Genomic DNA, 25,553 nt, shown 5'->3' with positions numbered 1-25,553 from the left:
TCCCAAAGTTGCACACGAAGTTTGTGTAAAACGCGGGGTTTTCCGCTAGCAGGAGAGCAAAATGCCACGCTCTCTTCGTTGATAAAAGGCCGCTATGCGGCCTTTTTCCTTTCTTTACAATGTATCAACATCTTAACCAAGATGCGAATTACAGGTATTCTACCTTCGTCACTTCATATTCCACTTCGCCGCCCGGCGTTTTGATAACTACGACGTCATCCTGCTCTTTACCGATCAGGCCACGAGCGATAGGCGAGTTCACTGAAATCAGGTTCTGTTTAAAATCGGCTTCATCATCGCCGACAATACGCCATGTCTGCTCTTCATCGTTATCGAGATTCAGAACGGTAACCGTCGCACCGAAAACAACGCGGCCATTGTTCGGCATTTTAGTAACGTCGATTACCTGCGCGTTGGACAGTTTAGCTTCGATATCTTTAATGCGTCCTTCGCAGAAACCCTGCTGTTCGCGCGCCGCGTGATACTCCGCGTTCTCTTTCAGGTCACCGTGCTCACGCGCTTCAGCGATAGCGGCAATAATTTCAGGACGGCGCACAGATTTCAGAAAATCCAGCTCTTCGCGCAGTTTTTCAGCACCACGTAAGGTCATCGGGATAGCTTGCATTTGTTATACCTCTTGAACATTCCTGTAGGGGGTAGTTGCTCTCACCCCGGCTGCTAAGCCCACCCTGGCGTGTGTCATGCCAGAGTCAGAAGCAAAAAAATACCGACCCGGGGCTCAAGGTCCCAGGTCAGCTACAATTCTCTATTTGATGATCATTTTACCCTGGAGTTCCTTATGGGTCATCGTTTACTTTTTGGGGCGTTGCGCCGTAGTATGACGGCCTGTTTCCAGGTTGTTAGCGCGAGATTATGCGATTTTCCAGATTTACCATCGGATTGACTGCCAGTATAGCGTTCAGCGTTCAGGCTGCGAACGTCGACGAGTATATCAATCAGCTCCCTGCCGGGGCCAACCTCGCCCTTATGGTACAGAAGGTTGGCGCACCTGCACCCGCGATTGATTTTCATAGCCAGCAGATGGCGCTGCCCGCCAGTACCCAGAAAGTAATCACCGCGCTGGCAGCATTGATTCAGCTCGGGCCTGACTTTCGTTTTACCACCACGCTTGAGACCAAAGGCAGCGTGGAAGGCGGCGTATTGAAAGGTGACTTAGTGGCACGATTTGGTGCCGATCCGACGCTAAAACGCCAGGATATTCGCAATATGGTGGCAACCCTGAAAAAATCAGGTGTGAAGCAAATTGCCGGAAATGTCCTGATCGACACCTCTATTTTTGCCAGTCATGATAAAGCGCCCGGCTGGCCCTGGAACGACATGACGCAGTGTTTTAGTGCACCGCCCGCAGCGGCTATTGTCGATAGAAACTGTTTCTCAGTTTCACTCTACAGCGCGCAAAAACCCAACGATCTCGCCTTTATTCGCGTGGCATCTTATTACCCGGTCACCATGTTCAGTCAGGTGCGTACTCTCGCCCGAGGTTCTGCGGAAGCGCAATATTGTGAACTGGATGTAGTTCCCGGCGATCTCAACCGCTATACGCTGACCGGATGCCTGCCACAACGTGCCGATCCGCTGCCGCTGGCGTTCGCCATTCAGGACGGTGCCAGCTATGCCGGGGCAATTATCAAAGATGAGCTAAAACAAGCAGGTATCACCTACAGCGGTACACTGCTGCGCCAGACGTTGGTCAACGAACCAGGAACGGTGGTCGCCAGTAAGCAGTCTGCGCCGCTACATGACCTGCTTAAGATTATGCTGAAAAAATCGGACAACATGATTGCCGATACCGTTTTCCGTATGATTGGTCATGCCCGATTTAACGTGCCGGGCACCTGGCGGGCGGGTTCTGACGCCGTGCGCCAGATTTTGCGTCAGCAGGCAGGCGTCGATATCGGCAACACTATTATTGCCGACGGTTCTGGCCTCTCCCGCCATAACCTGATTGCCCCAGCGACCATGATGCAGGTGCTGCAATATATCGCTCAACACGATAACGAGCTGAACTTTATCACTATGCTGCCGCTGGCGGGCCACGACGGCTCTCTGCAATACCGTGCGGGTCTGCATCAGGCTGGTGTGGATGGCAAAGTATCGGCGAAGACAGGCTCGCTGCAGGGGGTTTATAACCTCGCAGGTTTCATCACCACGGCAAGCGGCCAACGCATGGCATTCGTGCAGTATTTATCTGGTTATGCGGTAGAGCCAGCTGACCAGCGTAATCGCCGTATTCCGTTGGTGCGCTTCGAGAGCCGGTTGTACAAGGATATTTATCAGAACAACTAAATGGGTAATTTGATTGCCGGATGGCGGCATTAACGTGCCTTTTCCGGCCTACAGTGAGACCTGGAAACAAAAACCCCGGCAACATGGCCGGGGTTTTTAATGCGATTAACGCTTGTAGATGAACTCAACGCCTTCTTCGTCGTCTTCGTCCCAATCGTCATCCCAGTCATCTTCCGCTTCGTCTTCGACTTCAGCGAGCTGCTGGCGGTGATAATCATCCCACATGAACTCAACTTTCTCTGGCTGTTTCGCTTCTTCAGCCTGAACAATCGGGTTCTCGATGATAAAGGTCATCACATCCCAGCAGAGATCTTTCACGCCCAGTTGGCTGGCGGCAGAGATCAGGTAATATTTACCTTCCCAACCCAACGCTTCGGCGATCGCTTTCGCTTTCTCTTCCGCTTCAGCCTTGTCCATCAAATCAATTTTGTTGAACACTAACCAGCGCGGTTTAGATGCCAAATCCTGACTGTATTTTTCCAGTTCGCCAATAATGATACGGGCGTTTTCAACTGGATCAGAACCATCAATCGGATCGATATCGATGAGGTGAAGCAGTACACGGCAACGTTCCAGGTGTTTCAGGAAGCGGATACCCAGGCCTGCGCCTTCAGCCGCGCCTTCAATCAGTCCCGGAATGTCGGCAACCACGAAGCTCTTTTCGTTGTCCATACGCACCACGCCCAGGCTCGGCACCAGGGTGGTAAACGGATAATCAGCGACTTTCGGCTTCGCCGCGGACACCGCACGGATAAACGTCGATTTCCCGGCGTTTGGCATGCCCAGCATACCCACGTCCGCCAGCAGCATCAGCTCCAGCATCAGATCGCGCTTATCACCCGGCGTACCCATTGTTTTCTGACGCGGAGTACGGTTAACCGAGGATTTGAAACGGGTGTTGCCCAGACCGTGCCAGCCACCTTTAGCGACCATCAGACGCTGACCGTGTTTGGTCATGTCGCCCATGGTTTCGCCCGTGCCCTGATCGATAACACGCGTACCAACAGGTACTTTAATGGTAACGTCTTTGCCACGCTTACCGGTGCAATCACGGCTCGCGCCATTCTGACCACGTTCCGCACGGAATGATTTTTCAAAACGGTAATCGATCAGTGTGTTCAGGTTTTCGTCGGCTTCCAGCCAAACGTCACCACCGTCACCACCATCACCACCGTCCGGACCGCCTTTTGGGATGTACTTTTCGCGGCGGAAGCTGACGCAACCATTACCGCCATCACCTGCAACGACCAGAATCGATGCTTCATCAACAAACTTCATTTTACTCTCCGTAAATCATTCGCCTGAGCGGGGTTGCGAAACCACCGTTTCATGCTTACGTAAACCGCCCCAAATTCGATGACCAATGGCGGAATACATCGCGCCCGCAACCACGATAAACGCACCGAGATAACCTAATAGGTTTAGCATCGGTCTGGCGAAGAAATCGGGCCAGGCCAGTGATAATAAATCTGAAAATAACAACGTAAACAGCGGTGTGAGCGTGATAAGAGCGCTCACCTGCGCCGCCTGCCAACGCGCCATCGCTTCCGCGAGAGCGCCATATCCTACCAGCGTATTCAGGCCGCAGAATATCAGGCATGCCAGCTGCCAGTCGCTGAGCTGCGTGATGACACCGGGTTTAGCCAGCGGCAACAACGCGATCGTACATAAAGTGTACAGTAAAAATAGGATCTGCGGTGATGCCAGGCGGCGCAATAACACCTTTTGCGCGACCCCATAGCTCACCCAGACCATCGCCGCACCGACACCAAAGATAACGCCCCAGGTGTAATCGGTGAGTCGGGTAAAAATTTCGATCAGACTGGTATTAAAAAACAGGACCAGGCCGCTCAGAAGCATAATGGCGCCAATCACCTGCGTGCCGCGCATCTTTTCTTTCAGGATAAAGACGCTGGCGATCATCATACCAACCGGTGACAGCTGACCGATAACCTGCGAAGCCGTTGGGCTCAAATACTGCAAGGATGAACTAAACAGAATGAAGTTACCGAACAGCCCACCGGTTGCGATAGCCAGCAACACCAGCCAACGCGCTTTGCGAAAAATACGCAACGGAGGGAGCTTTTTTTTAACCGCAAGAATAGCGCCAAGGCCAACGCTTGCCATTAAAAAACGGTAGAACACCACGGTAGGAGGCTCCATCACCTCCAGCACTTGCTTCATTGCTATTGGCAAAGCGCCCCAACATACTGCCGTTGTGAGTGCTAACAGAATACCAATGCCTGCCTGCTGCTTCATGCCGTATTCCCTGCAAGGGCTCGTTTCCGGGTTGTCACGGCGCGACGAGCGTATTTACCGGCCGTCGAATGTAAAAAGCCCCGCAACGTGTTGCGGGGCTTTTATCCGTTACCGGGACGCGAAAAACTTATTCAGCAACGATGCTGATGAATTTACGGTTTTTCGGGCCTTTCACTTCAAATTTCACTTTACCGTCTGCTTTAGCAAACAGAGTGTGGTCTTTGCCGCAACCAACGTTGGAGCCAGCGTGGAATTTAGTACCACGTTGACGAACGATGATGCTACCAGCCAGAACTGTTTCACCGCCGAAGCGTTTTACGCCCAGACGTTTAGCTTCTGAATCGCGACCGTTACGAGTCGAGCCGCCAGCCTTTTTATGTGCCATTTAATCTGCTCCCCTTAACTTAAGCGCTGATGCCAGTGATTTTCACATCAGTGAACCACTGACGATGGCCCTGCTGCTTACGGTAGTGTTTACGACGACGAAACTTAACAATTTTAACTTTCTCGCCACGACCGTGAGCAACGACTTCAGCTTTGATAACGCCGCCATCAACGAAAGGAACGCCGATTTTGACTTCTTCACCGTTTGCGATCATCAGAACTTCTGCGAATTCAACAGATTCGCCAGTTGCGATGTCCAGCTTTTCCAGGCGAACGGTCTGACCTTCGCTTACTCGGTGTTGTTTACCACCACTTTGGAAAACCGCGTACATAAAAAACTCCGCTTCCGCGCACACCTTTTTGATGATTCAGAGTGCGCTATAAATATTCACAATAGGGCGCGAATATTACGCAAAACGCGAGCCTTTGACAAGTGCTACCGTCAATACATGAAGAAAAAAAACACAACACGTACGGTAACGTTTATCTACGGCGTTTTTTCAGTACAATCAGCATATATTTATAACCCTAAACCCGACGTTACCTTCCCACACAGTAAGGTAATCGGGGCGAGAAGCCCGGCTTTTGCGATGAATTTAGAAAAAATCAATGAGTTAACCGCGCAAGATATGGCGGGGGTCAATGCGACAATCCTTGAACAGCTCAATTCCGACGTTCAGTTGATCAATCAACTGGGGTACTACATCGTTAGCGGCGGCGGAAAACGCATTCGCCCAATGATCGCCGTCCTCGCCGCGCGGGCCGTTGGTTACCAGGAAAATGCGCACGTTACGATTGCGGCCCTCATCGAGTTTATTCACACAGCGACCCTGCTGCACGACGATGTTGTGGATGAGTCAGACATGCGCCGTGGGAAAGCTACGGCAAATGCGGCGTTTGGTAATGCGGCCAGCGTGCTGGTTGGCGATTTTATCTATACCCGTGCATTTCAGATGATGACCAGCCTTGGCTCGTTGAAAGTGCTGGAAGTCATGTCGAAAGCAGTCAACGTCATTGCCGAAGGTGAAGTCTTGCAGTTGATGAACGTCAACGACCCGGACATCACCGAAGAAAACTATATGCGCGTCATCTACAGTAAGACCGCGCGTTTGTTTGAAGCGGCAGCCCAATGTTCAGGTATTCTGGCTGGCTGTAGCGAAGAACAAGAAAAAGGGTTGCAGGATTATGGCCGTTATCTCGGTACCGCTTTCCAGTTAATTGACGATTTGCTGGATTACAGCGCAGATGGCGAGCAGCTGGGTAAAAACGTCGGTGATGACCTCAACGAGGGTAAACCAACGCTGCCACTGTTGCATGCCATGCGCCACGGCACCCCAGAACAAGCGCTAATGATCCGCCAGGCCATTGAGCAAGGTAATGGTCGTCACCTTCTGGAGCCGGTTCTGGAAGCGATGAACGCCTGTGGGTCTCTGGAATGGACCCGTCAGCGGGCAGAAGAAGAGGCTGATAAAGCCATCGCTGCGCTTCAGGTGCTGCCCGATACGCCGTGGAGAGAAGCGCTGATTGGTCTGGCACATATCGCCGTGCAGCGCGACCGTTAATTCCCTACAGCATCCTCCCTCATCCCGTGCCCTGCACGGGATTTTCTTATAAGTTCCAGTAAGAATTTACCCCCTCCAGATAATCACGCAGAACCTTGGCATATTCTGAATATACACACACTTTACATGAACATTTTAGAACATTCGTTCTTCGGGCGTTATAGTGTCGGCACAACCGATCGTGAAACCGTAAGCCGTTAACCAAAGGAGAGATGAATTGATGGAAAGCAAGCTGATTGACTGGCATCCGGCCGACATCATCGCCGGACTGCGCAAGAAAGGGACCTCAATGGCCGCTGAATCACGTAAAAATGGATTGAGTTCATCAACGCTGGCCAATGCGTTAACGAGACCATGGCCAAAAGGTGAGTTGATTATCGCCCGGGCACTGGGAACTGACCCCTGGGTGATTTGGCCGTCACGCTATCACGATGCCAAAACGCATGAGTTCATCGACAGAACGCGGATGATGAGGAGTCGCAGAGAGAAAAAGAATCCGGAATGAACATTGAGCTGTAACCCCCGGCCAACTGAACTGGGGGTTACAAGAGACGTTGACGATTACTCGCCTTTCACGCGCTCAATGTTTGCGCCCAGCGCACGCAGTTTATCTTCGATGCGCTCATAGCCGCGATCGATGTGATAAATACGGTCGACTACCGTCGTACCTTCAGCAATACACCCTGCCAGCACCAGGCTTGCAGATGCGCGCAGATCGGTCGCCATAACCTGTGCGCCAGAGAGCGTTTCCACGCCGTGGCAAATCACGGTATTGCTTTCGATTTCTGCGTGAGCGCCCATACGGCTCAGCTCAGGCACGTGCATAAAGCGGTTCTCAAACACGGTTTCCGTGATGAAGCCGGTCCCTTCTGCCACTAGGTTCAGCAATGTAAACTGGGCCTGCATGTCGGTAGGGAACGCCGGATGCGGTGCAGTACGCACATTGACCGCTTTCGGACGTTTACCGTGCATATCAAGGCTGATCCAATCATCACCCACTTCAATATCCGCACCCGCATCACGCAGCTTCGCCAGAACGGCATCCAGCGTGTCCGGCTGTGCATTACGGCAGATAATCTTGCCGCGAGAAATTGCCGCCGCCACCAGGAAGGTACCGGTTTCGATACGATCTGGCAGAACGCGATAAACACCACCGCCAAGACGCTCAACGCCTTCGATGGTAATACGATCGGTGCCCTGACCCGTGATCTTCGCGCCCAGCGCAATCAGGAAGTTCGCGGTATCCACAATCTCCGGCTCGCGCGCAGCGTTTTCGATGATGGTGGTGCCTTCGGCAAGCGTTGCTGCGCACATGATGGTGACCGTCGCGCCGACGCTCACTTTGTCCATGACGATATGCGCGCCTTTCAGACGGCCATCAACGGACGCCTTCACATAGCCTTCTTCCAGCTTAATAGTCGCGCCTAACTGCTCCAGGCCGGTAATGTGCAGGTCAACCGGACGCGCGCCAATGGTACAGCCACCCGGCAGTGAAACCTGGCCCTGACCAAAGCGGGCAACCAGCGGCCCGAGCGCCCAAATGGATGCACGCATGGTTTTCACCAGATCGTACGGCGCACAGAAGACGTTCACATCACGCGCATCGATGTGCACAGAACCATTACGCTCAACTTTCGCACCCAGCTGGCTCAGCAGCTTCATTGATGTGTCAACGTCCTTCAGTTTCGGGACGTTTTGGATCTCTACAGGTTCTTCAGCCAGCAGCGCCGCAAACAGGATCGGCAGTGCGGCGTTTTTAGCGCCTGAAATTGTGACTTCGCCCTGGAGCTTAGTTGGCCCCTGAACACGAAATTTATCCATTATTCTGTTCTCTGTTAAGAATTTATCTTCGCTACCGGCACATCACCCGTAGCTCAAAAACCGTTAAGTTTGCGATCGCGCGCCCATTCCGCTGGGGTAAACGCCTTAATCGACACGGCATGAATGCGGTTGTCCGCAATGTACTCCATCAACGGGCCATAGACCGATTGCTGCTTCTTGACCCGGCTCATGCCTTCAAACATCTCACCCACGGCAATAACCTGAAAGTGACTGCCGTCGCCAGAAACGTGGACTTCCTGGAGGGAGAGTGCATTCATCAGCACGCTCTGAATTTCATTATTTTCCATGGGCTCTTCATTCGTCAGATAGTGAAAACAGCCCAACATCTTAGAGCAAAGTGGCGCTGTCATAAATAAGCAAAAAGCCTCGCTGATAAATCAGACAAGGCTTTAGTGGCAGATCCCCCTCAGGGGTTTTGCCGGATAGCGGCACAAGACCTTATCCGGCCTGGTAAAATTAACGTGGAAGGACGTCGTCAGGCAGATTGTAAAGCTGCGCCAGCGTGTACACTTTATCGTTAACACCAGTGAGCGAAACGCTGTTTCCCTGCTGCTTGCCCTGATTAATCAGATGCAACAGTAACGCCAGACCGCCGGTATCTACCCGGGATACCTGGTTCAGGTCGATGCAGGATACCCCTTTCATCGCCTCAATTCGCGCATCCCATAATGGGTTTAACACGTCCTGATCCAGCTCCCCCACCAGCACCAGCTTGTCACCTTCACGCGACCAGGTGAGTGACTGCGTCATTATTTTTTCTCTTCCAGAGTGATTTTCTGCTGAGCAATAGATTTCAGCTGCGCCGTCAGGCCATCAATACCTTTGGTACGCAGCAGATCGCTCCACTCATTTTGTTTGGTGGTGATCATACTTACGCCTTCAGCAATCATGTCATAAGCCTGCCAGTTACCGGTCTGGGAGTTTTTACGCCACTGGAAATCCAAACGTACCGGAGGACGACCGTTTGGATCGATGATGGTTACGCGGATAGGCACGATGGTCGCATCACCCAGCGGTTGCTCTGGTGCAATTTCATAAGTCTGGCCATGGTACATCGCCAGAGCCTGGCCGTAGGCCTGCTTCAGATATTCACGAAATGCAGCAAAATAGGCTTCACGCTGAGCAGGGGTCGCATCTTTGTAGTAGCGACCCAGTACCAGCGCACCCGCATATTTAACCTGCACGTATGGCAACAGTTCCTGATCGACAACCTGGCGCAGGTAATCCGGGTTTGCGCGGATTTTAGGTTGTTCATTCTTCAGACGGTCAAATGTCTTCTGCGCCGCCTCATTCATCTGTTTGTACGGGTTCGTTTGGTCGGCTGCAGTTGCTGCGCTAAGCGGAGCAATCACCAGCATAGCCACCATCATCAATCGTTTAAACATACGTCGATTCTCCTGAGATTATTTCGTTGCGCCCGCAGGCGTAGTGGCTTCATTATTGCCGTCAGTTGCGGCTGGCGCATCGCCAGAATTCTTATTGTCATCACCTTTACTGTTGCTGTTGTAAAGGAACTGACCAATCATATCTTCCAGCACCATCGCGGATTTCGTGTCCTGAATCGTACCGCCATCTTTGAGGATAGACGTTCCCAGCTCAGGATCTTCAAAACCCACATTCAATGCCAGATACTGTTCGCCCAGCAGACCGGAAGTACGGATGCTCAGAGAACTGGTGTCAGGAATATGGTTAAAACGCGATTCGATTTCCAGCGTCACGCGCGGCAGGTACGTTTTCGGATCTAACGAGATGTCCGATACGCGTCCAACTACCACTCCGCCAATCCGCACCGGAGAACGCTCTCTCAGGCCGCCGATATTATCAAAGGTCGCATAAATCGTGTAAGTCGGCTCAGTACGCATTGAGGTAACGTTCGCCGCCTTCAGGCAAACAAACAGAGCTGCCAGCAGCGCAACCAACAGGAATAACCCGACCCAAATTTCATTTTTTTTCGTTTGCATGAACTCAATTCCCAAACATCAGTGCGGTCAGCACAAAATCCAGCCCCAGAACGGCAAGAGAGGCGTGCACAACGGTGCGTGTCGTTGCCCGGCTAATCCCAGCAGAGGTCGGGATCGCATCATAACCATTGAACAATGCAATCCAGGTGACCGTAATGGCGAACACCACGCTCTTAATCAGACAGTTGACCAGGTCCAGACGCCAGTCGACGGCATTTTGCATAGCCGACCAGAAGAAGCCTGCATCAATACCCTTCCAGCTTACGCCAACCAGTGAACCACCCCAGATACCCACTGCGACAAAAATAATCGTCAGCAACGGCAATGAAATGACGCCAGCCCAAAAACGTGGGGAAATCACCCGGCGCAGTGGATCGACGGCCATCATCTCCAGACTGGAAAGCTGTTCGGTCGCCCGCATCAGGCCAATTTCTGCGGTTAAGGCCGACCCGGCCCGCCCGGCAAACAGCAGCGCCGCAACAACCGGTCCCAACTCACGTAACAATGACAGTGCCACCAGCATACCGAGGCTGGTTTCCGCGCTGTAGGTGGTCAGCACCAGGTATCCCTGCAACCCCAGCACCATACCGATGAACACGCCAGAAACAATAATGATCAGCATCGATAAGACACCGACATTATAGAGCTGGCGGATCAGCAGCGGCGCATGTTTGCGAAACTCCGGCTTGCCGACAACCGCATTGAACAACATTAATCCGGCTCGCCCGAACGTCCTGAGGGTTTTTATTCCCCGATGTCCGAGTGATGCCAGCGCATTTAACAACATGGGTGGCTTAACTCCCTGTTTTGAGTAAATCGATGTGGTAGTCGCCCGCCGGGTAACGGAACGGAACCGGTCCATCGGCAATGCCGTCAAGGAACTGGCGTACGCGCGGATCGGCATTTTCTTGTAGTGCCTGAGCACTACCGTAGGCCACTATTTTTTTGTCCGCCATTATATAGGCGTAATCCGCAATACTCAGTACCTCAGGCACATCATGGGATACCACCACACAGGTGACGCCCAGCGCGCTGTTCAGTTCTGAAATCAGCTTCACCAGAACGCCCATGGTGATGGGATCCTGGCCGACGAACGGCTCATCAAACATGATGAGGTCTGGCTCCAGCGCGATAGCACGTGCTAACGCGGCGCGACGCGCCATCCCACCGGATAATTCAGAAGGCATTAATTTGGCCGCACCCCGCAGGCCGACGGCCTCGAGCTTCATCATCACCGTGCTCTTCAGCAACGGCGCTGGCAACGTCGTATGCTCGCGCAGAGGGTACGCGACGTTGTCAAACACATTCATGTCGGTAAATAGCGCACCAGACTGAAACAGCATACTCATGCGCTTACGCACGGTAAATAAACGCGAACGGGACATGGCCGGGACGTTCTCACCGTCAAACAGGATCTCGCCCTTATCCGGGGGGATCTGTCCGCCAATCAGACGCAACAGCGTCGTTTTGCCGATGCCTGATGGCCCCATGATCGCCGTCACCTTACCGCGCGGTACCGTCAGGGAAATATTATCAAAGATGCAGCGGTCACCCCGGGAAAAGCTGACATCGCGCATATCGACTAGATTCGCCACAGACTGCCCCATTGATTCATCCTTTACTATTGCCTCGTTGATCGAAGAGTTTGGCGCTCAATTTAGCCATGAACTCAACATATTTACAGATTATTGCCTGTCCTGGTTAGCGAAAGCTGGCATTTGTTTTACTTTTTAGCCGCATAAAGTCAAAATTAAGACTTCGTTACGGCTTCCAGAAGATCCTTCAAGTGGACCGGCGAGTATACCTGAAGAAAGGACTTTAGATGCTTTTAGCGACGGCGCTGTTAATAATTGGTTTACTTCTGGTGGTCTACGGTGCCGACCGTCTGGTATTTGCTGCATCCATTTTATGTCGAAACTTCGGTATTCCTCCCATTATCATCGGAATGACCGTGGTCAGCATGGGTACGTCGTTACCCGAGATAATTGTCTCCGTTGCCGCATCGATGAATGGGCAACTCGATCTGGCTGTCGGGACCGCTATAGGTTCTAACATCACCAACATTCTGCTTATTTTAGGCCTGTCGGCGCTGATTCATCCTTTTACCGTGCATTCTGATGTTCTGCGTCGTGAATTACCGCTAATGTTGCTGGTAAGTATTTTAGCTGCATCCGTCCTGTATGACGGACAGTTAAGCCGCAGCGACGGTTTCTTTCTTCTGCTTCTGGCCGTGCTATGGCTACTATTCATTGTTAAAATCGCCCGTCTGGCCGAGCGACAAGGCAATGACAGCCTGACGCGTGAGCAGATAGCTGAGCTGCCGCGCGAAGGCGGGTTACCTGTCGCGTTTTTGTGGCTGGGCATTGCGCTGATTATTATGCCAATGGCAACACGTATGGTGGTGGATAACGCTACCGTGCTGGCGAACTATTTCGCCATGAGCGAACTTACTATCGGGCTGACAGTGGTCGCCATTGGTACCAGCCTGCCGGAGCTGGCAACAGCGATTGCGGGTCTGCGTAAAGGTGAAAACGATATTGCCGTCGGTAACATTATCGGCGCAAACATTTTTAATATCGTTATCGTCCTCGGGCTACCGGCGCTGATTACGCCGGGTGAAGTCAATCCGATGGCCTTCACCCGTGACTATAGCGTCATGCTGCTGGTGAGCGTGATTTTTGCACTACTCTGCTGGCGACGTCCGCGCCAGATTGGTCGCGGCGCAGGTGCGCTGCTGACCGGCGGTTTTATCATATGGCTGGCGATGCTGTATTGGTTATCGCCACTTCTCGTTGGATAACTGGAAACGCATTATGTCGCACTTAGAGTTGCAACCGGGTTTTGACTTTCAGCAAGCAGGCAAGGAAGTCCTGGCAATTGAACGTGAAGGCCTGGCGGAGCTTGATCAGTACATCAACCAAAATTTTACCCTCGCATGCGAGAAAATATTCAGCTGCCCGGGCAAAGTGGTGGTAATGGGAATGGGGAAATCCGGCCATATCGGGCGGAAAATGGCAGCCACATTTGCCAGCACCGGCACCCCCTCATTTTTTGTACACCCAGGCGAAGCCGCACATGGCGATCTGGGTATGGTCTCGCCGCAGGATGTGGTTATCGCCATCTCTAACTCCGGTGAATCCAATGAGATAGCGGCGCTGATCCCGGTATTAAAACGTCTTCATGTACCGCTTATCTGCATGACCGGTCGTCCTGAAAGCAGTATGGCGCGTGCGGCAGATGTGCATCTGTGTGTTAAAGTGCCCAAGGAAGCTTGTCCGTTAGGTCTGGCACCGACCAGCAGTACGACAGCAACACTGGTGATGGGCGATGCCCTAGCGGTGGCATTATTAAAAGCGCGCGGCTTTACCGCGGAAGATTTTGCGTTGTCTCATCCCGGTGGCGCACTGGGCCGTAAGCTTTTACTGCGCGTTAACGATATTATGCATACGGGCGACGAGATCCCGCATGTGACCAAAAACGCCAGCCTGCGTGACGCCTTAATTGAGATCACGCGTAAAAATCTCGGCATGACCGTCATTTGCGATGATGCCATGAAGATTGACGGTATTTTCACCGATGGCGATTTACGTCGTGTCTTCGATATGGGCGTTGATGTACGCCAGTTAGGCATTGCCGATGTGATGACCCCTGGAGGCATTCGCGTGCGTCCGGGTATTCTTGCCGTCGATGCCCTGAACTTAATGCAGTCCCGCCATATCACCTCGGTAATGGTTGCTGATGGCGACCAGTTACTCGGTGTGTTACATATGCATGATCTGCTGCGTGCAGGTGTAGTGTAAGAAACTCAAGGATAACGAAAATGAGTAAAGCAGGTGCGTCGCTTGCGACCTGTTATGGACCCGTCAGCGCAGACGTTATCACCCGGGCAGAAAACATCCGTTTGCTGATCCTGGATGTGGATGGCGTACTGTCTGATGGTCTGATTTATATGGGCAACAACGGTGAAGAGCTGAAGGCTTTTAACGTCCGTGATGGTTACGGAATTCGCTGTGCGCTCACTTCCGGTATTGAGGTTGCCATTATTACCGGACGAAAGGCTAAACTTGTAGAAGATCGCTGTGCCACTTTGGGGATCACCCACCTGTATCAGGGGCAGTCAGACAAACTGGTTGCCTTTGGCGATCTCCTTAGCAAACTGGCGATCGCGCCGGAGAATGTCGCCTACGTTGGCGATGACCTGATCGACTGGCCGGTGATGGCTAAAGTGGGATTAAGCGTCGCGGTGGCAGATGCCCACCCTTTGCTGATCCCGCGAGCTGATTATGTCACCCACATTGATGGGGGACGTGGCGCTGTGCGTGAAGTCTGCGATTTATTACTCCTGGCGCAGGGCAAACTGGACGAGGCCAAAGGGCAATCGATATGAGCAAAACCAGACGTTGGGTTATCATTCTACTGTCGCTGGCTGTCCTTGTGATGATTGGTATTAATCTGGCAGACAAAGATGACACCACTCAGGTCGTCGTCAATAACAACGAGCCAACCTATAAGAGCGAACATACTGATACCGTCGTGTATAGTCCGGAAGGCGCGCTGAGCTATCACTTGATCGCACAACACGTTGAATATTATTCGGAACAAGCGGTTTCGTGGTTTACTCAACCAGTATTAACCACGTTTGATAAGGATAAAGTACCGACCTGGACGATCAAGGCCGACAAAGCCAAATTGACCAACGATCGGATGCTGTATCTGTACGGCCATGTTGAGGTTAACGCCCTGGTGCCTGACTCTCAACTACGCAGAATTACGACCGATAACGCGCAGATTAACCTGGTGACACAAGACGTCACTTCCGATGATCTGGTGACGTTGTATGGCACAACATTTAACTCCAGCGGACTGAAGATGCGCGGCAACTTACGCAGCAAGAACGCCGAGCTGATTGAAAAGGTTAGAACCTCATATGAAATCCAAAACAAACAAACTCAGCCTTAATCTTGTACTTGCCAGCTCACTTCTGGCCGCCAGCATTCCGGCATTTGCCGTCACCGGCGATACCGAGCAGCCGATTCACATTGAGTCGGACCAGCAGTCCCTGGATATGCAGGGCAACGTGGTGACGTTTACTGGCAACGTGATTGTGACTCAGGGCACCATCAAAATTAACGCCGATAAAGTCGTCGTGACCCGTCCTGGCGGTGAAGACGGCAAAGAAGTGATTGATGGCTATGGCAATCCAGCGACGTTTTACCAGATGCAGGACAACGGTAAACCGGTTAAAGGCCACGCCTCTCAGATGCACTATGAACTGGCGAAAGACTTTGTCGTTCTCACCGGCAAGGCGTATCTGGAACAGCTCGATAGCAACATCACGGGCGATAAGATCACTTATCTGGTAAAAGAGCAGAAAATGCAGGCCTTCAGCGATAAAGGCAAACGCGTCACCACCGTTCTGGTTCCGTCGCAGTTGCAGGACAAAAACAAGGCTCCGGCAGAGAAAAAAGGTAACTGATTCGTTATGGCAACATTAACTGCAAAGAACCTTGCAAAAGCCTATAAAGGCCGTCGTGTGGTTGAAGATGTCAGTCTGACCGTCAACTCCGGGGAGATCGTCGGTCTGCTCGGTCCTAACGGTGCAGGCAAGACAACAACCTTTTACATGGTAGTCGGCATTGTCCCGCGCGATGCGGGTAACATTATCATTGATGACGAAGACATCAGTCTGCTGCCTCTGCATGCGCGCGCGCGTCGCGGCATCGGCTACTTACCGCAGGAAGCATCGATTTTCCGTCGCCTGAGCGTGTTTGATAACCTGATGGCGGTACTGCAAATTCGTGACGATCTGACCAGCGAGCAGCGGGAAGATCGGGCCAACGAGCTGATGGAAGAATTCCACATCGAGCACCTGCGCGACAGCTTAGGTCAGTCGCTCTCCGGTGGTGAACGACGCCGCGTGGAGATCGCTCGCGCACTGGCCGCTAATCCGAAATTTATCCTGTTGGATGAACCGTTTGCCGGTGTTGACCCGATTTCTGTTATTGATATTAAACGGATCATCGAACACCTGCGCGACAGCGGCCTTGGCGTGCTGATTACCGACCATAACGTCCGCGAAACGCTGGCAGTGTGTGAGCGCGCCTATATCGTAAGTCAGGGACACCTGATCGCGCACGGCACGCCAACAGAAATACTGCAGGATGAGCACGTTAAGCGCGTATACCTTGGGGAAGACTTCAGACTCTGATAGGGTAGAAGACTTCACGTCACTGCAGGAGAAAACAACTCTGAACATGAAGCAAGGTTTGCAACTCAGGCTTAGCCAACAACTGGCGATGACGCCTCAGCTACAACAGGCTATCCGTCTGTTGCAGCTGTCCACGCTGGAACTTCAGCAAGAACTTCAGCAAGCGCTGGAAAGTAACCCACTGCTCGAGCAAACCGATCTTCACGACGAAATTGATACCCAGGAAAAACAGGACAGCGAAACCCTCGACACCGCAGATGCACTCGAACAAAAAGAGATGCCTGAGGAGTTGCCGCTTGACGCCAGTTGGGATGAAATTTACACCGCCGGGACGCCTTCGGGCACCAGCGGAGATTACATCGACGACGAACTGCCTGTGTATCAGGGTGAGACCACGCAATCACTACAGGATTACCTGATGTGGCAAGTGGAACTGACTCCGTTCTCGGATACCGATCGCGCCATTGCGACATCCATTGTAGATGCGGTAGACGAAACCGGTTATCTCACCGTGACCCTGGACGATATTCTCGAAAGCATGGGCGATGACGACGTCGGTATGGACGAAATCGAAGCTGTGCTTAAACGCGTTCAGCGCTTTGATCCCGTTGGCGTGGCCGCCAAAGATCTCCGTGACTGCTTACTGATCCAACTTTCGCAGTTTGATAAAGCCACACCGTGGCTGGAAGAAGCGCGTCTGATCATCAGCGATCACCTCGATCTGTTAGCCAACCATGACTTCCGCACCCTGATGCGCGTGACCCGGCTGAAAGAAGACGTGCTGAAAGAAGCCGTCAATCTTATTCAGTCGCTGGATCCAAGACCTGGGCAATCGATCCAGACCGGCGAGCCGGAGTACGTCATTCCGGATGTGCTGGTGCGTAAGCATAACGATCGCTGGGTGGTCGAACTCAACGGCGACAGCATTCCGCGCTTACAGATTAACCAGCACTACGCCGCCATGTGCAATAGCGCGCGCAACGATGCCGACAGCCAGTTTATTCGTAGCAATCTGCAAGATGCGAAGTGGCTGATTAAAAGCCTGGAAAGCCGCAATGATACGTTGCTGCGCGTCAGCCGCTGCATCGTTGAGCAGCAGCAAGCTTTCTTTGAGCAAGGCGAAGAGTATATGAAACCGATGGTGCTGGCGGATATCGCCCAGGCCGTCGAGATGCACGAATCGACCATTTCCCGTGTGACCACGCAAAAGTATCTGCACAGTCCGCGCGGCATTTTTGAATTGAAGTATTTCTTTTCCAGTCACGTTAACACTGAAGGCGGAGGTGAAGCCTCATCCACAGCTATCCGTGCGCTGGTGAAGAAATTAATTGCTGCGGAAAACCCCGCGAAACCACTGAGTGACAGCAAGTTAACCTCTATGCTGTCAGAACAGGGTATCATGGTGGCGCGCCGCACCGTTGCGAAGTACCGAGAGTCTTTATCCATTCCGCCGTCTAACCAGCGCAAACAGCTGGTGTGACCCAACCGATAAGGAAGACACTATGCAGCTCAACATCACTGGAAACAACGTCGAAATCACCGAAGCCCTGCGCGATTTTGTGAATACAAAATTTGCCAAGCTCGAACAATATTTCGACCGGATTAATCAGGTCTATATTGTGTTGAAAGTGGAGAAGGTTACACATATCTCGGATGCAACACTGCATGTGAACGGTGGCGAAATTCATGCCAGCGCGGAAGGTCAGGATATGTACGCCGCCATTGACGGTTTAATTGATAAACTGGCCCGGCAGTTAACAAAACATAAAGATAAACTGAAACAGCACTAACTTGTCCGGGCAGTTAGCGGGTGCAGGACGGCCTGTTGTGTAGCACAACGGGCCATTTGTACAGTTAGCGCTTAGGTGAAATTATGACAAATAACGATACGACTCTACAACTGAGCACTGTTCTTAACCAGGAATGTACACGCGCAGGCGTTCACTGCCAAAGCAAGAAACGCGCACTGGAAATCATCAGCGAACTTGCGGCAAAACAGCTTAGCCTGCCTTCTCAGGTGGTATTTGAAGCCATTCTGACGCGTGAAAAAATGGGCAGTACCGGCATCGGTAATGGTATTGCAATCCCGCACGGAAAGCTGGAAGAAGACACGATGCGCGCGGTTGGTGTGTTTGTTCAACTCGAAACACCCATCGCCTTCGACGCCATTGATAATCAACCTGTCGATCTGCTTTTCGCCCTGCTGGTCCCGGCAGACCAAACCAAGACGCATTTGCATACGTTGTCACTGGTCGCAAAACGTCTGGCAGATAAAACCATCTGTCGTCGTCTGCGCGCCGCGCAGAGTGACCAGGAGTTGTATCAAATCATCACGGACACCGAAGGTGGACAGGATGAAGCATAACAACCCAATGGCATCCTTTTTTGTCGTTGTGAGGAGAAACAGTACATGGTACTGATGATCGTCAGCGGCCGTTCAGGGTCAGGTAAATCTGTCGCCCTGCGTGCGCTGGAAGATATGGGTTTTTACTGCGTGGATAACCTTCCCGTAGTGCTGTTGCCCGATCTGGCTCGTACACTGGCCGATCGCCAGATTTCTGCGGCCGTCAGCATTGATGTGCGCAACATGCCTGAGTCCCCGGAAATTTTTGAGCAGGCAATGAATAATCTGCCTGAGGGTTTCTCACCACAGCTGCTGTTCCTTGATGCAGACCGTAACACGCTGATTCGTCGCTACAGCGACACGCGCCGTTTACACCCGCTCTCCAGCAAGAACTTGTCTCTGGAAAGCGCTATCGATAAGGAAAGCGATTTGCTGGAGCCACTGCGCTCTCGCGCTGACCTGATCGTTGATACCTCCGAAATGTCCGTACACGAACTGGCGGAAATGTTACGTACCCGACTGCTGGGTAAACGTGAACGTGAATTGACGATGGTATTCGAATCCTTTGGTTTCAAACACGGTATCCCGATTGATGCGGATTACGTCTTTGACGTGCGCTTTCTGCCTAACCCACACTGGGATCCAAAGCTGCGCCCAATGACCGGTCTTGACCGCCCCGTCGCCGCATTCCTCGACAGGCACACAGAAGTACACAATTTTATCTACCAGACTCGCAGCTATCTTGAGCTATGGTTACCCATGCTGGAGACCAACAACCGTAGCTACCTTACCGTAGCCATCGGCTGTACCGGCGGGAAACACCGTTCGGTGTATATTGCAGAGCAGCTGGCAGACTACTTCCGCTCACGCGGTAAAAACGTGCAGTCACGCCATCGTACGCTGGAAAAACGTAAATCATGACCGTGAAGCAAACCGTTGAAATCACCAATAAGCTGGGCATGCATGCCCGCCCAGCGATGAAACTGTTTGAATTGATGCAGGGTTTCGAAGCAGAAGTTTTGCTGCGTAATGATGAAGGAACGGAAGCCGAGGCCAACAGCGTTATCGCTCTGCTGATGCTGGATTCAGCCAAAGGGCGTCAGATAGAAGTCGAAGCCACGGGACCACAGGAAGTAGAAGCCCTGGCCGCAGTGATTGCCCTGTTTAATTCAGGGTTTGATGAAGATTAATCGAGTACACAGAACGTAGCCAGTAGGCCGGATAAGGCGTTTACGCCGCATCCGGCAATAACTACGCTAATACAGCTTATTTTCCCGCATAAACGACTCACCACCTAACTGGCGCATTTGGCGCATAATCCAGGCCTGGCGGTTACGCACATAACCAGAAGGCGCATTCGCCTTAAAACGCAAAGGATTGGGCAATACTGCCGCCAGCAAGGCCGCTTCAGACAGGCTCAACCGACTGGCCGGTTTATGAAAATACCGTTGCGCCGCCGCCTCCACGCCAAATACTCCATCGCCAAACTCGGCGATATTCAAATAGACGGTCAGAATACGTTTCTTACTCCAGACGGTTTCCATGCCCAGCGTTAGCCCGGCTTCGAGACCTTTACGCACCCAGCTACGTCCATCCCACAAAAAGAGGTTTTTCGCCGTCTGTTGCGATAACGTCGACGCCCCGCGAATGCGGTTTTCATTGCGTTCATTGTGCGCCAGCGCTTTCTCTATGGCGGTGACGTCAAACCCCCAGTGGTCTGGAAACTTCTGGTCCTCTGCAGCAATCACCGCCAGTCCCATCCACGGTGAGATCTCATCCATACTCACCCAGTCCGAGTGCGCCACATAGCCGAAATCACCGGACAGCCATGCGCCCAGCTGTCGCTCGACCATTACCGCCGAGAAAGGCACAGGCATCACGCTGAAAAGTGCAATGCCTCCGCCCCAGAATACGGCGAGGACAACCACCGCCCGCAGAAAAATACGTCGCAGAAAGGCGGTTACTCCTTTTCTCATTCAGTCAGCACCAGCACACGCGATACCAGTTTATCGATGCCACTCGCAGCCTGAGCGATGTCCTGCGCCAGCATATAGGCAGGCGTGGTGACGATTTTGTTGTCTTCATCGACGACAATATCATCAACCGGACAAGGCACATGCTCAGCGCCCATCTCTTCCAGCACCTCTGCCGTGTCGATATCAGTGCCGATGGTCAGACGCAGCGGGAAGTCAAAAATTTTAGGTAACATGGCAGGCGCAATGCACATAAACCCCAACGGCTTACCCGCCTGATGCATGGCCACCGCCAGCGCGGCTAAATCGCTGTCAACCCGGCATTCGCTGCCCTGACTGGCAAAATTGCTCAGATTTTTGGCCGCACCAAACCCACCCGGCACGATCAACGCATCCAGTTCCGATGAGACTGCCTGCGCAAGTGGGCGAATATCGCCACGTGTGATACGCGCGGCTTCAATCAGCACATTGCGAGTTTCCAGCATCGGCTCGCCGGTCAGATGATTAATCACATCCGCTTGTTGTTTATCTGGCGCGAAACAGACAGCCTGAGCGCCGTTGCGGGCAATGGCCAGAAGCGTGAGAACAGTTTCATGGATCTCTGCACCGTCATACACGCCGCATCCGCTGAGCACTACACCCACTTTTTTCATCGTAATACTCCTTTCTCAACTGGCTGAAACATATTAGTTATTATGATTTAAATGCTACGCTTCACACATTTAACTGATTCATGTAACAAATTATTTAAGATTTGCTATCTTAACTGCGTGCGGCCTGAAAATTAGGGCTGCGCCCTTGTAAACAATGATAATAATTTACGGCGCAGCCACGATTTCCCTGGTGTTGGCGCAGTATTCGCGCACCCCGGTCAAGCCGGGGTCATTTTTTTTCCACACTCGCCACCCAGGCTTTTAATACTGCCACGTCGTGCTGCCACTCCTGCTTCATCTCTTCAATCCATTCAGCAACGTTATCTTCCCAGGCAGGAAGATCCGGCGACTGGATTTGCTGACCAAGCTGTTGCAGGTGACGCAGCCCCACTGAACCTGCTGCGCCTTTAATTTTATGGCCTTCCTCAACAACACCTTTTTTATCCCGTGCCGTCAGGTTGGACTCCAGCACGCTCAAATATCCCGGCATCATCTTCTCAAACACCGCCAGCCCGTCGGTAATTAACTTCGGTCCCACCAGCTCGAGGTATTGTTCCAACATAGGAATATCTAACAGCGCTTGCGATTTACTGCTTTCTTCAGATGTCACAGTGCTCTCCTCTTCGTTTCGGGTATCCCAGTATTTTTTGATCATGGCGGTTAGCGCCGGAACCGACAGCGGCTTACTCAGCACGTCGTCCATGCCTGCGTCCAGATACTCTTTTTTATCTTTCAGTACGTTGGCGGTGAGTGCAACCAGCGGTGGCAGATCTTCACGGGCGTATTTTTGCGTGAGCTCCCGCGAGATATCCAGACCGGTCATATCCGGTAGCTGAATATCCAACAGCACCAGGTCATATTCACCCGGCGTAAACATTTCCAGCGCGGCTTTCCCGGTCATCGCGACATCCACGCTGTTGCCTAATTTTTCCAGCACGGAGCGCGCAACAATAACGTTCAGCTCAATGTCTTCTACCAGCAGCACATTCAGGGCTGGCAGCGGCATTTCATCGTCTTCAAAAGCATCTTCAATCTCTTCCGCTACCGCGGGGGCATGCACGGTTAGCGTAAAGATGGACCCTTTTCCTGCCTGGCTGGAAACCGTAATATCACCGCCCATGTTTTTCGCCAGACGCTTCGACACGGCCAAACCAATCCCTGTCCCCGTTGCCGGTTTACCGCCGTTGCTGTCCTTCACCTGATAATACATAGCGAAGATTTTATCCTGCTCATCCTGCGGAATGCCGATGCCGGAATCTTCAACTTCGAAATGCAGCATATTCCCCTGGTCATAGCGCGCCCGCACGGTCACCTGCCCCTGCTGGGTAAACTTCACGGCGTTGCTGATCAGATTCCACAGGATCTGACGCAGACGCGTTCCGTCGGTAATGACCTTATGCGGCAGCGGTAACGTCGGCTCAAGCACAAAGCGCAGCCCTTTTTGCTGCGCCTGTAGGCCAGAGAGGTTTTCCAGATCCGCCATAAAGCTGGTGAAATCGATTGGCTGGTTATCGAGCTGAACTTTACGTCGTTCCATCTTATCCATGTCGATAATATCGTTGAAAATATTCCCCAGCGTCACAGCAGAGACGTGGATTGTTTTCAGGTATTTTTCCTGCTCCGCGGTCAGATCCGTATCCAGCAGGATCCGGCTTAAGCCGACAATGCCGTTAAGCGGGGTGCGCAGCTCGTGGCTGATGGTAGAAATAAAGGTGGTCTTATCGCGGCTGGCGCGCTCAAGCGCGTCCTGATAACGCTTACGCTCGGTAATATCGCGCCCAAAGCCCATCAGACCATGTCGCTTACCTACGCGGTCATAGTAAGGCACTTTGCGAATTTCAAAGCAGGCTTTGCGTCCGTCCGGGTAGTCCAGCCACTGTTCGTAGGTGAGCGAAACATTATGACGGAACACCTTCTCGTCGGTCTCAATCACCTTTTCAGCCGCTTCAGGAGAGTAAACATCAGCCGGTTTTAAGTTCACCAGCTGCTTTTCGCTTTTGCCAGTCAGCAGCTCCATGGCACGGTTACAGCCGGAAAACTCCTTATCTTCATTGCGATAAAAAACCAGATCCGGCGAGGCATCAAGGAAAGAGCGTAAAAAGGAAGACTGTTGCTCAAGCTGGATCTGCGCCTCTTCGCGCTCTTTGATTTCAACCTTCAGTTGCTCGAATGTTTCCTGGCGCTCTGCTTCGGCTTTTTCACGCTCAACAATTTCCTGATTGAGCTGGGCAATATTATCTTTCAGCTGCACATTGAGCTTGAGATCTCGCTCGCGCATCTCTTCCAGCTTTTGTACCAGTCGTGACAGGCGTTGCCGGGACTCCTCAAGTTGCTCCACCACCACAGACAAGAAATAGACGGCCCAGGGGGTAATTAACAGACCAAAAAAGATAGAACGGATGACATCAATGCTTTCTACCTGGCCATGCAGCACCATGGTGACAGCCATCTGCACCACAATTGCCAACACGACCAGAGCCAGCGCCAACAGCAGCGAAAATCGCACCAGACCTAACTTCATCATCAGGTCGACGTAATATTGCGCCAGCATACGGATTTGCTTCATAGAGGGTTCCTTCACGACAACTTGGCACAATAATACTCAATTCTCAGCGTGACGTTGAAGATTGTGCAAGAAATGCGGAGGTTATCGGTGAAATGACCGCGGAGAGGCCATCGTAGGCCTGATAAGCAAAGCGCCATCAGGCAAGCAGGCGCAGATTGCCGGATGTCGGCTTTGCCTTATCCGGCCTACGGAGAGTTAGTTCTCAGGCTGTACCCATGGCGTACCGAGCGCCGAGCCTTGCACACCGTACTTGTTAAGGTACTTATCCAGTTCGACCATGCCGGTCCAGCGGTTTTCACACCATAGCGGTGCCAACAGCGTTGGGCGGCGCGCGCTGGCGGAAATTCGATGATAAATCACCTCTGGCGGCGTATGACGGATCATCTCCCCGGCGGTAACCGTATAGTCGTCCAGTTCAATTCCGTTCAGCCGCCCGGCTTCCCAGGCTTTCGCCATCGTACTGCCTTTCACAATATGCAGCGGGTGCAGCTTAATACCGTCAACACCCGTCTCCACTACACGTTCCATGGTTTGCAGGCATTCTGCCTGCCCTTCTCCCGGCAGACCGACAATCAGGTGCGAGCACACTTTCAGCCCACGCTCGCGTGCCAGTCGCGTAGTGCGTTGGTAGCAGGCAAAATCATGGCCGCGGTTAATACGATGCAGGGTTTTGTCATGCGCGGTTTGCAAACCGAGTTCCAGCCATACCTCATAGCCGAGGTCTTTATACTCGCAAAGCAGATCGAGTACCGCATCCGGCACGCAGTCGGGGCGCGTCCCAACGCATAACCCGACGATACTGGCCTGGCTAACCGCCTGCTGATACATCGAACGCAGCACCTGCACTTCAGCAAAGGTGCTGGTATAGGCCTGGAAATAGGCCAGATAGCGTTTCGCGCGATTGACCAGATGCGCCTGATGCTCAAGCTGCTCGGCAATAGAATGGTGCTGCTGTGCTTCATCGGCAAACGAGGCGACATTGCAGAAAGTACACCCGCCACGTCCGATGGTGCCATCACGATTTGGACAGCTAAAGCCGCCGTGAAGCGTGAGTTTATGAACCTTTTGCCCGTAACGGCGAGAAAGATCCCCACCAAACATATTGACTAATTTCTGTAACTGCATAATCTGGTAGACCGCGCCTTGAAAAGAGGCCAAAGCCTGCCATTTTTTGCCCCAGTCGGCGATGACCTGGATCAATCGCCCTGGCGTGCTTTTATTCATTGCATAACAAATCAAAATAATCGAAATTTCATTCATTCAAAATGAAATTACTTTTCCTTATATCCGACTGTTTTTTTTATCTTCTTATACTCTCAGCATAAAAACAGTATCTTTAAGACGCCAAAACTCCAAAAACCAGCATAAAATGCCAAGCATAGCGATAAACAAAGGGAGGACGGGGGATATACAGCCTTTCTGACAGTGAGACAGATCACACTTCGCTCCCCATCCCCCTTGCGTTAAATCAATGTAAAAAAGCCTTAAATTTCA

Annotated in this window: 30 protein-coding genes; 14 read left to right on the top strand and 16 right to left on the bottom strand. The window is 52.2% G+C overall.

All coding sequences use genetic code 11. The features are described 5' to 3' along the window. Positions 1-148: 148 nt before the first annotated feature. Positions 149-625: a transcription elongation factor GreA gene (gene greA, locus C2U43_RS03155; RefSeq protein ID WP_003025019.1), complete on the bottom strand. Its 477-nt coding sequence runs from the start codon at positions 623-625 to the stop codon at positions 149-151. 248 nt (positions 626-873) lie between these two features. Here greA and dacB point away from each other — a divergent pair, with 248 nt between their 5' ends. After that, positions 874-2,307: a serine-type D-Ala-D-Ala carboxypeptidase gene (dacB, locus tag C2U43_RS03145; protein ID WP_103284669.1), complete on the top strand. Its 1,434-nt coding sequence runs from the start codon at positions 874-876 to the stop codon at positions 2,305-2,307. A gap of 105 nt (positions 2,308-2,412) precedes the next feature. On the opposite strand, the gene cgtA is transcribed toward dacB, so the two are convergent. From cgtA to rplU, 4 genes are all read right to left on the bottom strand, one after another. Next, entirely contained in the window at positions 2,413-3,585 is a 1,173-nt protein-coding gene (gene cgtA / locus C2U43_RS03140; protein ID WP_003828732.1) for an Obg family GTPase CgtA, read from the bottom strand. A 15-nt stretch (positions 3,586-3,600) separates the two neighbouring features. Further along, the gene (locus C2U43_RS03135) at positions 3,601-4,566 is read right to left on the bottom strand and encodes a DMT family transporter (protein WP_008785922.1); all 966 of its coding nucleotides are present in this window, start codon (positions 4,564-4,566) and stop codon (positions 3,601-3,603) included. A gap of 127 nt (positions 4,567-4,693) precedes the next feature. Beyond that, a complete protein-coding gene (rpmA, locus tag C2U43_RS03130; RefSeq protein ID WP_003025030.1) occupies positions 4,694-4,951 on the bottom strand; it encodes a 50S ribosomal protein L27 in 258 nt (85 codons plus the stop codon). A 19-nt stretch (positions 4,952-4,970) separates the two neighbouring features. Continuing rightward, positions 4,971-5,282: a 50S ribosomal protein L21 gene (rplU, locus tag C2U43_RS03125; protein WP_003025032.1), complete on the bottom strand. Its 312-nt coding sequence runs from the start codon at positions 5,280-5,282 to the stop codon at positions 4,971-4,973. Between the two features lie 258 nt (positions 5,283-5,540). On the opposite strand from rplU, the gene ispB reads away from it, so the two are divergent. Together ispB and sfsB are read left to right on the top strand one after the other, a co-directional pair. Beyond that, positions 5,541-6,512 carry an octaprenyl diphosphate synthase gene (gene ispB, locus C2U43_RS03120; RefSeq protein ID WP_003839953.1) on the top strand — a complete coding sequence of 324 codons (972 nt, stop codon included), beginning with the start codon at positions 5,541-5,543 and terminating at the stop codon, positions 6,510-6,512. Between the two features lie 220 nt (positions 6,513-6,732). Further along, a complete protein-coding gene (sfsB, locus tag C2U43_RS03115) occupies positions 6,733-7,017 on the top strand; it encodes a DNA-binding transcriptional regulator SfsB (RefSeq protein WP_003025035.1) in 285 nt (94 codons plus the stop codon). A 56-nt stretch (positions 7,018-7,073) separates the two neighbouring features. On the opposite strand, the gene murA is transcribed toward sfsB, so the two are convergent. The 7 genes from murA to mlaF form a co-directional block, all read right to left on the bottom strand. Continuing rightward, positions 7,074-8,333, bottom strand: coding sequence for a UDP-N-acetylglucosamine 1-carboxyvinyltransferase (gene murA, locus C2U43_RS03110; RefSeq protein WP_003839949.1), 1,260 nt, complete (start codon positions 8,331-8,333; stop codon positions 7,074-7,076). Between the two features lie 53 nt (positions 8,334-8,386). After that, complete coding sequence (gene ibaG, locus C2U43_RS03105) at positions 8,387-8,641, bottom strand: BolA family iron metabolism protein IbaG (protein ID WP_003025040.1); 255 nt, start codon at positions 8,639-8,641, stop codon at positions 8,387-8,389. Between the two features lie 169 nt (positions 8,642-8,810). Further along, a complete protein-coding gene (mlaB, locus tag C2U43_RS03100; RefSeq protein ID WP_071444702.1) occupies positions 8,811-9,104 on the bottom strand; it encodes a lipid asymmetry maintenance protein MlaB in 294 nt (97 codons plus the stop codon). Then, entirely contained in the window at positions 9,104-9,739 is a 636-nt protein-coding gene (gene mlaC / locus C2U43_RS03095) for a phospholipid-binding protein MlaC (RefSeq protein WP_008785928.1), read from the bottom strand. Before mlaC ends, mlaB begins: the two co-directional genes overlap by 1 nt. Positions 9,740-9,757: 18 nt before the next feature. Next, positions 9,758-10,315, bottom strand: a complete 558-nt coding sequence (mlaD, locus tag C2U43_RS03090) for an outer membrane lipid asymmetry maintenance protein MlaD (RefSeq protein ID WP_003828747.1) — start codon at positions 10,313-10,315, stop codon at positions 9,758-9,760. 4 nt (positions 10,316-10,319) lie between these two features. Continuing rightward, complete coding sequence (gene mlaE / locus C2U43_RS03085; protein WP_003025053.1) at positions 10,320-11,102, bottom strand: lipid asymmetry maintenance ABC transporter permease subunit MlaE; 783 nt, start codon at positions 11,100-11,102, stop codon at positions 10,320-10,322. Between the two features lie 7 nt (positions 11,103-11,109). Beyond that, on the bottom strand, positions 11,110-11,922 hold the full coding sequence (gene mlaF, locus C2U43_RS03080) for a phospholipid ABC transporter ATP-binding protein MlaF (protein ID WP_003828749.1): 813 nt from the start codon (positions 11,920-11,922) through the stop codon (positions 11,110-11,112). A gap of 215 nt (positions 11,923-12,137) precedes the next feature. On the opposite strand from mlaF, the gene C2U43_RS03075 reads away from it, so the two are divergent. The 11 genes from C2U43_RS03075 (at position 12,138) to npr (ending at position 20,057) form a co-directional block, all read left to right on the top strand. Further along, positions 12,138-13,115, top strand: coding sequence for a calcium/sodium antiporter (locus C2U43_RS03075; RefSeq protein ID WP_003828751.1), 978 nt, complete (start codon positions 12,138-12,140; stop codon positions 13,113-13,115). 13 nt (positions 13,116-13,128) lie between these two features. Then, on the top strand, positions 13,129-14,115 hold the full coding sequence (gene kdsD / locus C2U43_RS03070; protein WP_003025063.1) for an arabinose-5-phosphate isomerase KdsD: 987 nt from the start codon (positions 13,129-13,131) through the stop codon (positions 14,113-14,115). A 20-nt stretch (positions 14,116-14,135) separates the two neighbouring features. Then, positions 14,136-14,702: a 3-deoxy-manno-octulosonate-8-phosphatase KdsC gene (kdsC, locus tag C2U43_RS03065; RefSeq protein WP_032945113.1), complete on the top strand. Its 567-nt coding sequence runs from the start codon at positions 14,136-14,138 to the stop codon at positions 14,700-14,702. Further along, positions 14,699-15,274, top strand: a complete 576-nt coding sequence (gene lptC / locus C2U43_RS03060) for an LPS export ABC transporter periplasmic protein LptC (protein WP_008785932.1) — start codon at positions 14,699-14,701, stop codon at positions 15,272-15,274. The genes kdsC and lptC overlap by 4 nt, the downstream gene beginning before the upstream one ends. Continuing rightward, the gene (lptA, locus tag C2U43_RS03055) at positions 15,243-15,791 is read left to right on the top strand and encodes a lipopolysaccharide ABC transporter substrate-binding protein LptA (protein ID WP_003828759.1); all 549 of its coding nucleotides are present in this window, start codon (positions 15,243-15,245) and stop codon (positions 15,789-15,791) included. The genes lptC and lptA overlap by 32 nt, the downstream gene beginning before the upstream one ends. A 6-nt stretch (positions 15,792-15,797) precedes the next feature. Beyond that, positions 15,798-16,523, top strand: coding sequence for an LPS export ABC transporter ATP-binding protein (gene lptB / locus C2U43_RS03050; RefSeq protein ID WP_003828761.1), 726 nt, complete (start codon positions 15,798-15,800; stop codon positions 16,521-16,523). Between the two features lie 46 nt (positions 16,524-16,569). Further along, positions 16,570-18,003: an RNA polymerase factor sigma-54 gene (gene rpoN / locus C2U43_RS03045; RefSeq protein WP_008785934.1), complete on the top strand. Its 1,434-nt coding sequence runs from the start codon at positions 16,570-16,572 to the stop codon at positions 18,001-18,003. 22 nt (positions 18,004-18,025) lie between these two features. After that, positions 18,026-18,313 (top strand): ribosome hibernation promoting factor, encoded by a 288-nt coding sequence (gene hpf / locus C2U43_RS03040; RefSeq protein ID WP_003025078.1) that lies wholly within the window; start codon positions 18,026-18,028, stop codon positions 18,311-18,313. Positions 18,314-18,396: 83 nt separating this feature from the next. Continuing rightward, entirely contained in the window at positions 18,397-18,888 is a 492-nt protein-coding gene (gene ptsN, locus C2U43_RS03035) for a PTS IIA-like nitrogen regulatory protein PtsN (protein WP_003025083.1), read from the top strand. Positions 18,889-18,933: 45 nt separating this feature from the next. Then, positions 18,934-19,788, top strand: coding sequence for an RNase adapter RapZ (gene rapZ / locus C2U43_RS03030; RefSeq protein WP_003025085.1), 855 nt, complete (start codon positions 18,934-18,936; stop codon positions 19,786-19,788). Then, entirely contained in the window at positions 19,785-20,057 is a 273-nt protein-coding gene (npr, locus tag C2U43_RS03025; RefSeq protein WP_003828770.1) for a PTS phosphocarrier protein NPr, read from the top strand. Before rapZ ends, npr begins: the two co-directional genes overlap by 4 nt. 66 nt (positions 20,058-20,123) lie before the next feature. Here the strand turns inward: npr and mtgA are convergent, their stop codons facing one another. The 4 genes from mtgA to C2U43_RS03005 form a co-directional block, all read right to left on the bottom strand. Then, positions 20,124-20,843, bottom strand: coding sequence for a monofunctional biosynthetic peptidoglycan transglycosylase (gene mtgA / locus C2U43_RS03020; RefSeq protein WP_103284668.1), 720 nt, complete (start codon positions 20,841-20,843; stop codon positions 20,124-20,126). Then, positions 20,840-21,493 (bottom strand): isoprenoid biosynthesis glyoxalase ElbB, encoded by a 654-nt coding sequence (elbB, locus tag C2U43_RS03015; RefSeq protein ID WP_003828774.1) that lies wholly within the window; start codon positions 21,491-21,493, stop codon positions 20,840-20,842. Before elbB ends, mtgA begins: the two co-directional genes overlap by 4 nt. Before the next feature lie 229 nt (positions 21,494-21,722). Then, positions 21,723-24,059 carry an aerobic respiration two-component sensor histidine kinase ArcB gene (arcB, locus tag C2U43_RS03010; RefSeq protein WP_020996355.1) on the bottom strand — a complete coding sequence of 779 codons (2,337 nt, stop codon included), beginning with the start codon at positions 24,057-24,059 and terminating at the stop codon, positions 21,723-21,725. Positions 24,060-24,254: 195 nt separating this feature from the next. Next, positions 24,255-25,184 carry a TIGR01212 family radical SAM protein gene (locus C2U43_RS03005; RefSeq protein ID WP_103014945.1) on the bottom strand — a complete coding sequence of 310 codons (930 nt, stop codon included), beginning with the start codon at positions 25,182-25,184 and terminating at the stop codon, positions 24,255-24,257. Between the last annotated feature and the right edge of the window lie 369 nt (positions 25,185-25,553).

This window comes from Citrobacter freundii complex sp. CFNIH9 (genome assembly GCF_002903305.1).
GTDB classification, from domain to species: Bacteria; Pseudomonadota; Gammaproteobacteria; order Enterobacterales; family Enterobacteriaceae; genus Citrobacter; species Citrobacter portucalensis.
Note: the sequence above shows the minus strand (reverse complement) of the source record. Positions and strands in the feature narration are given on the sequence as shown.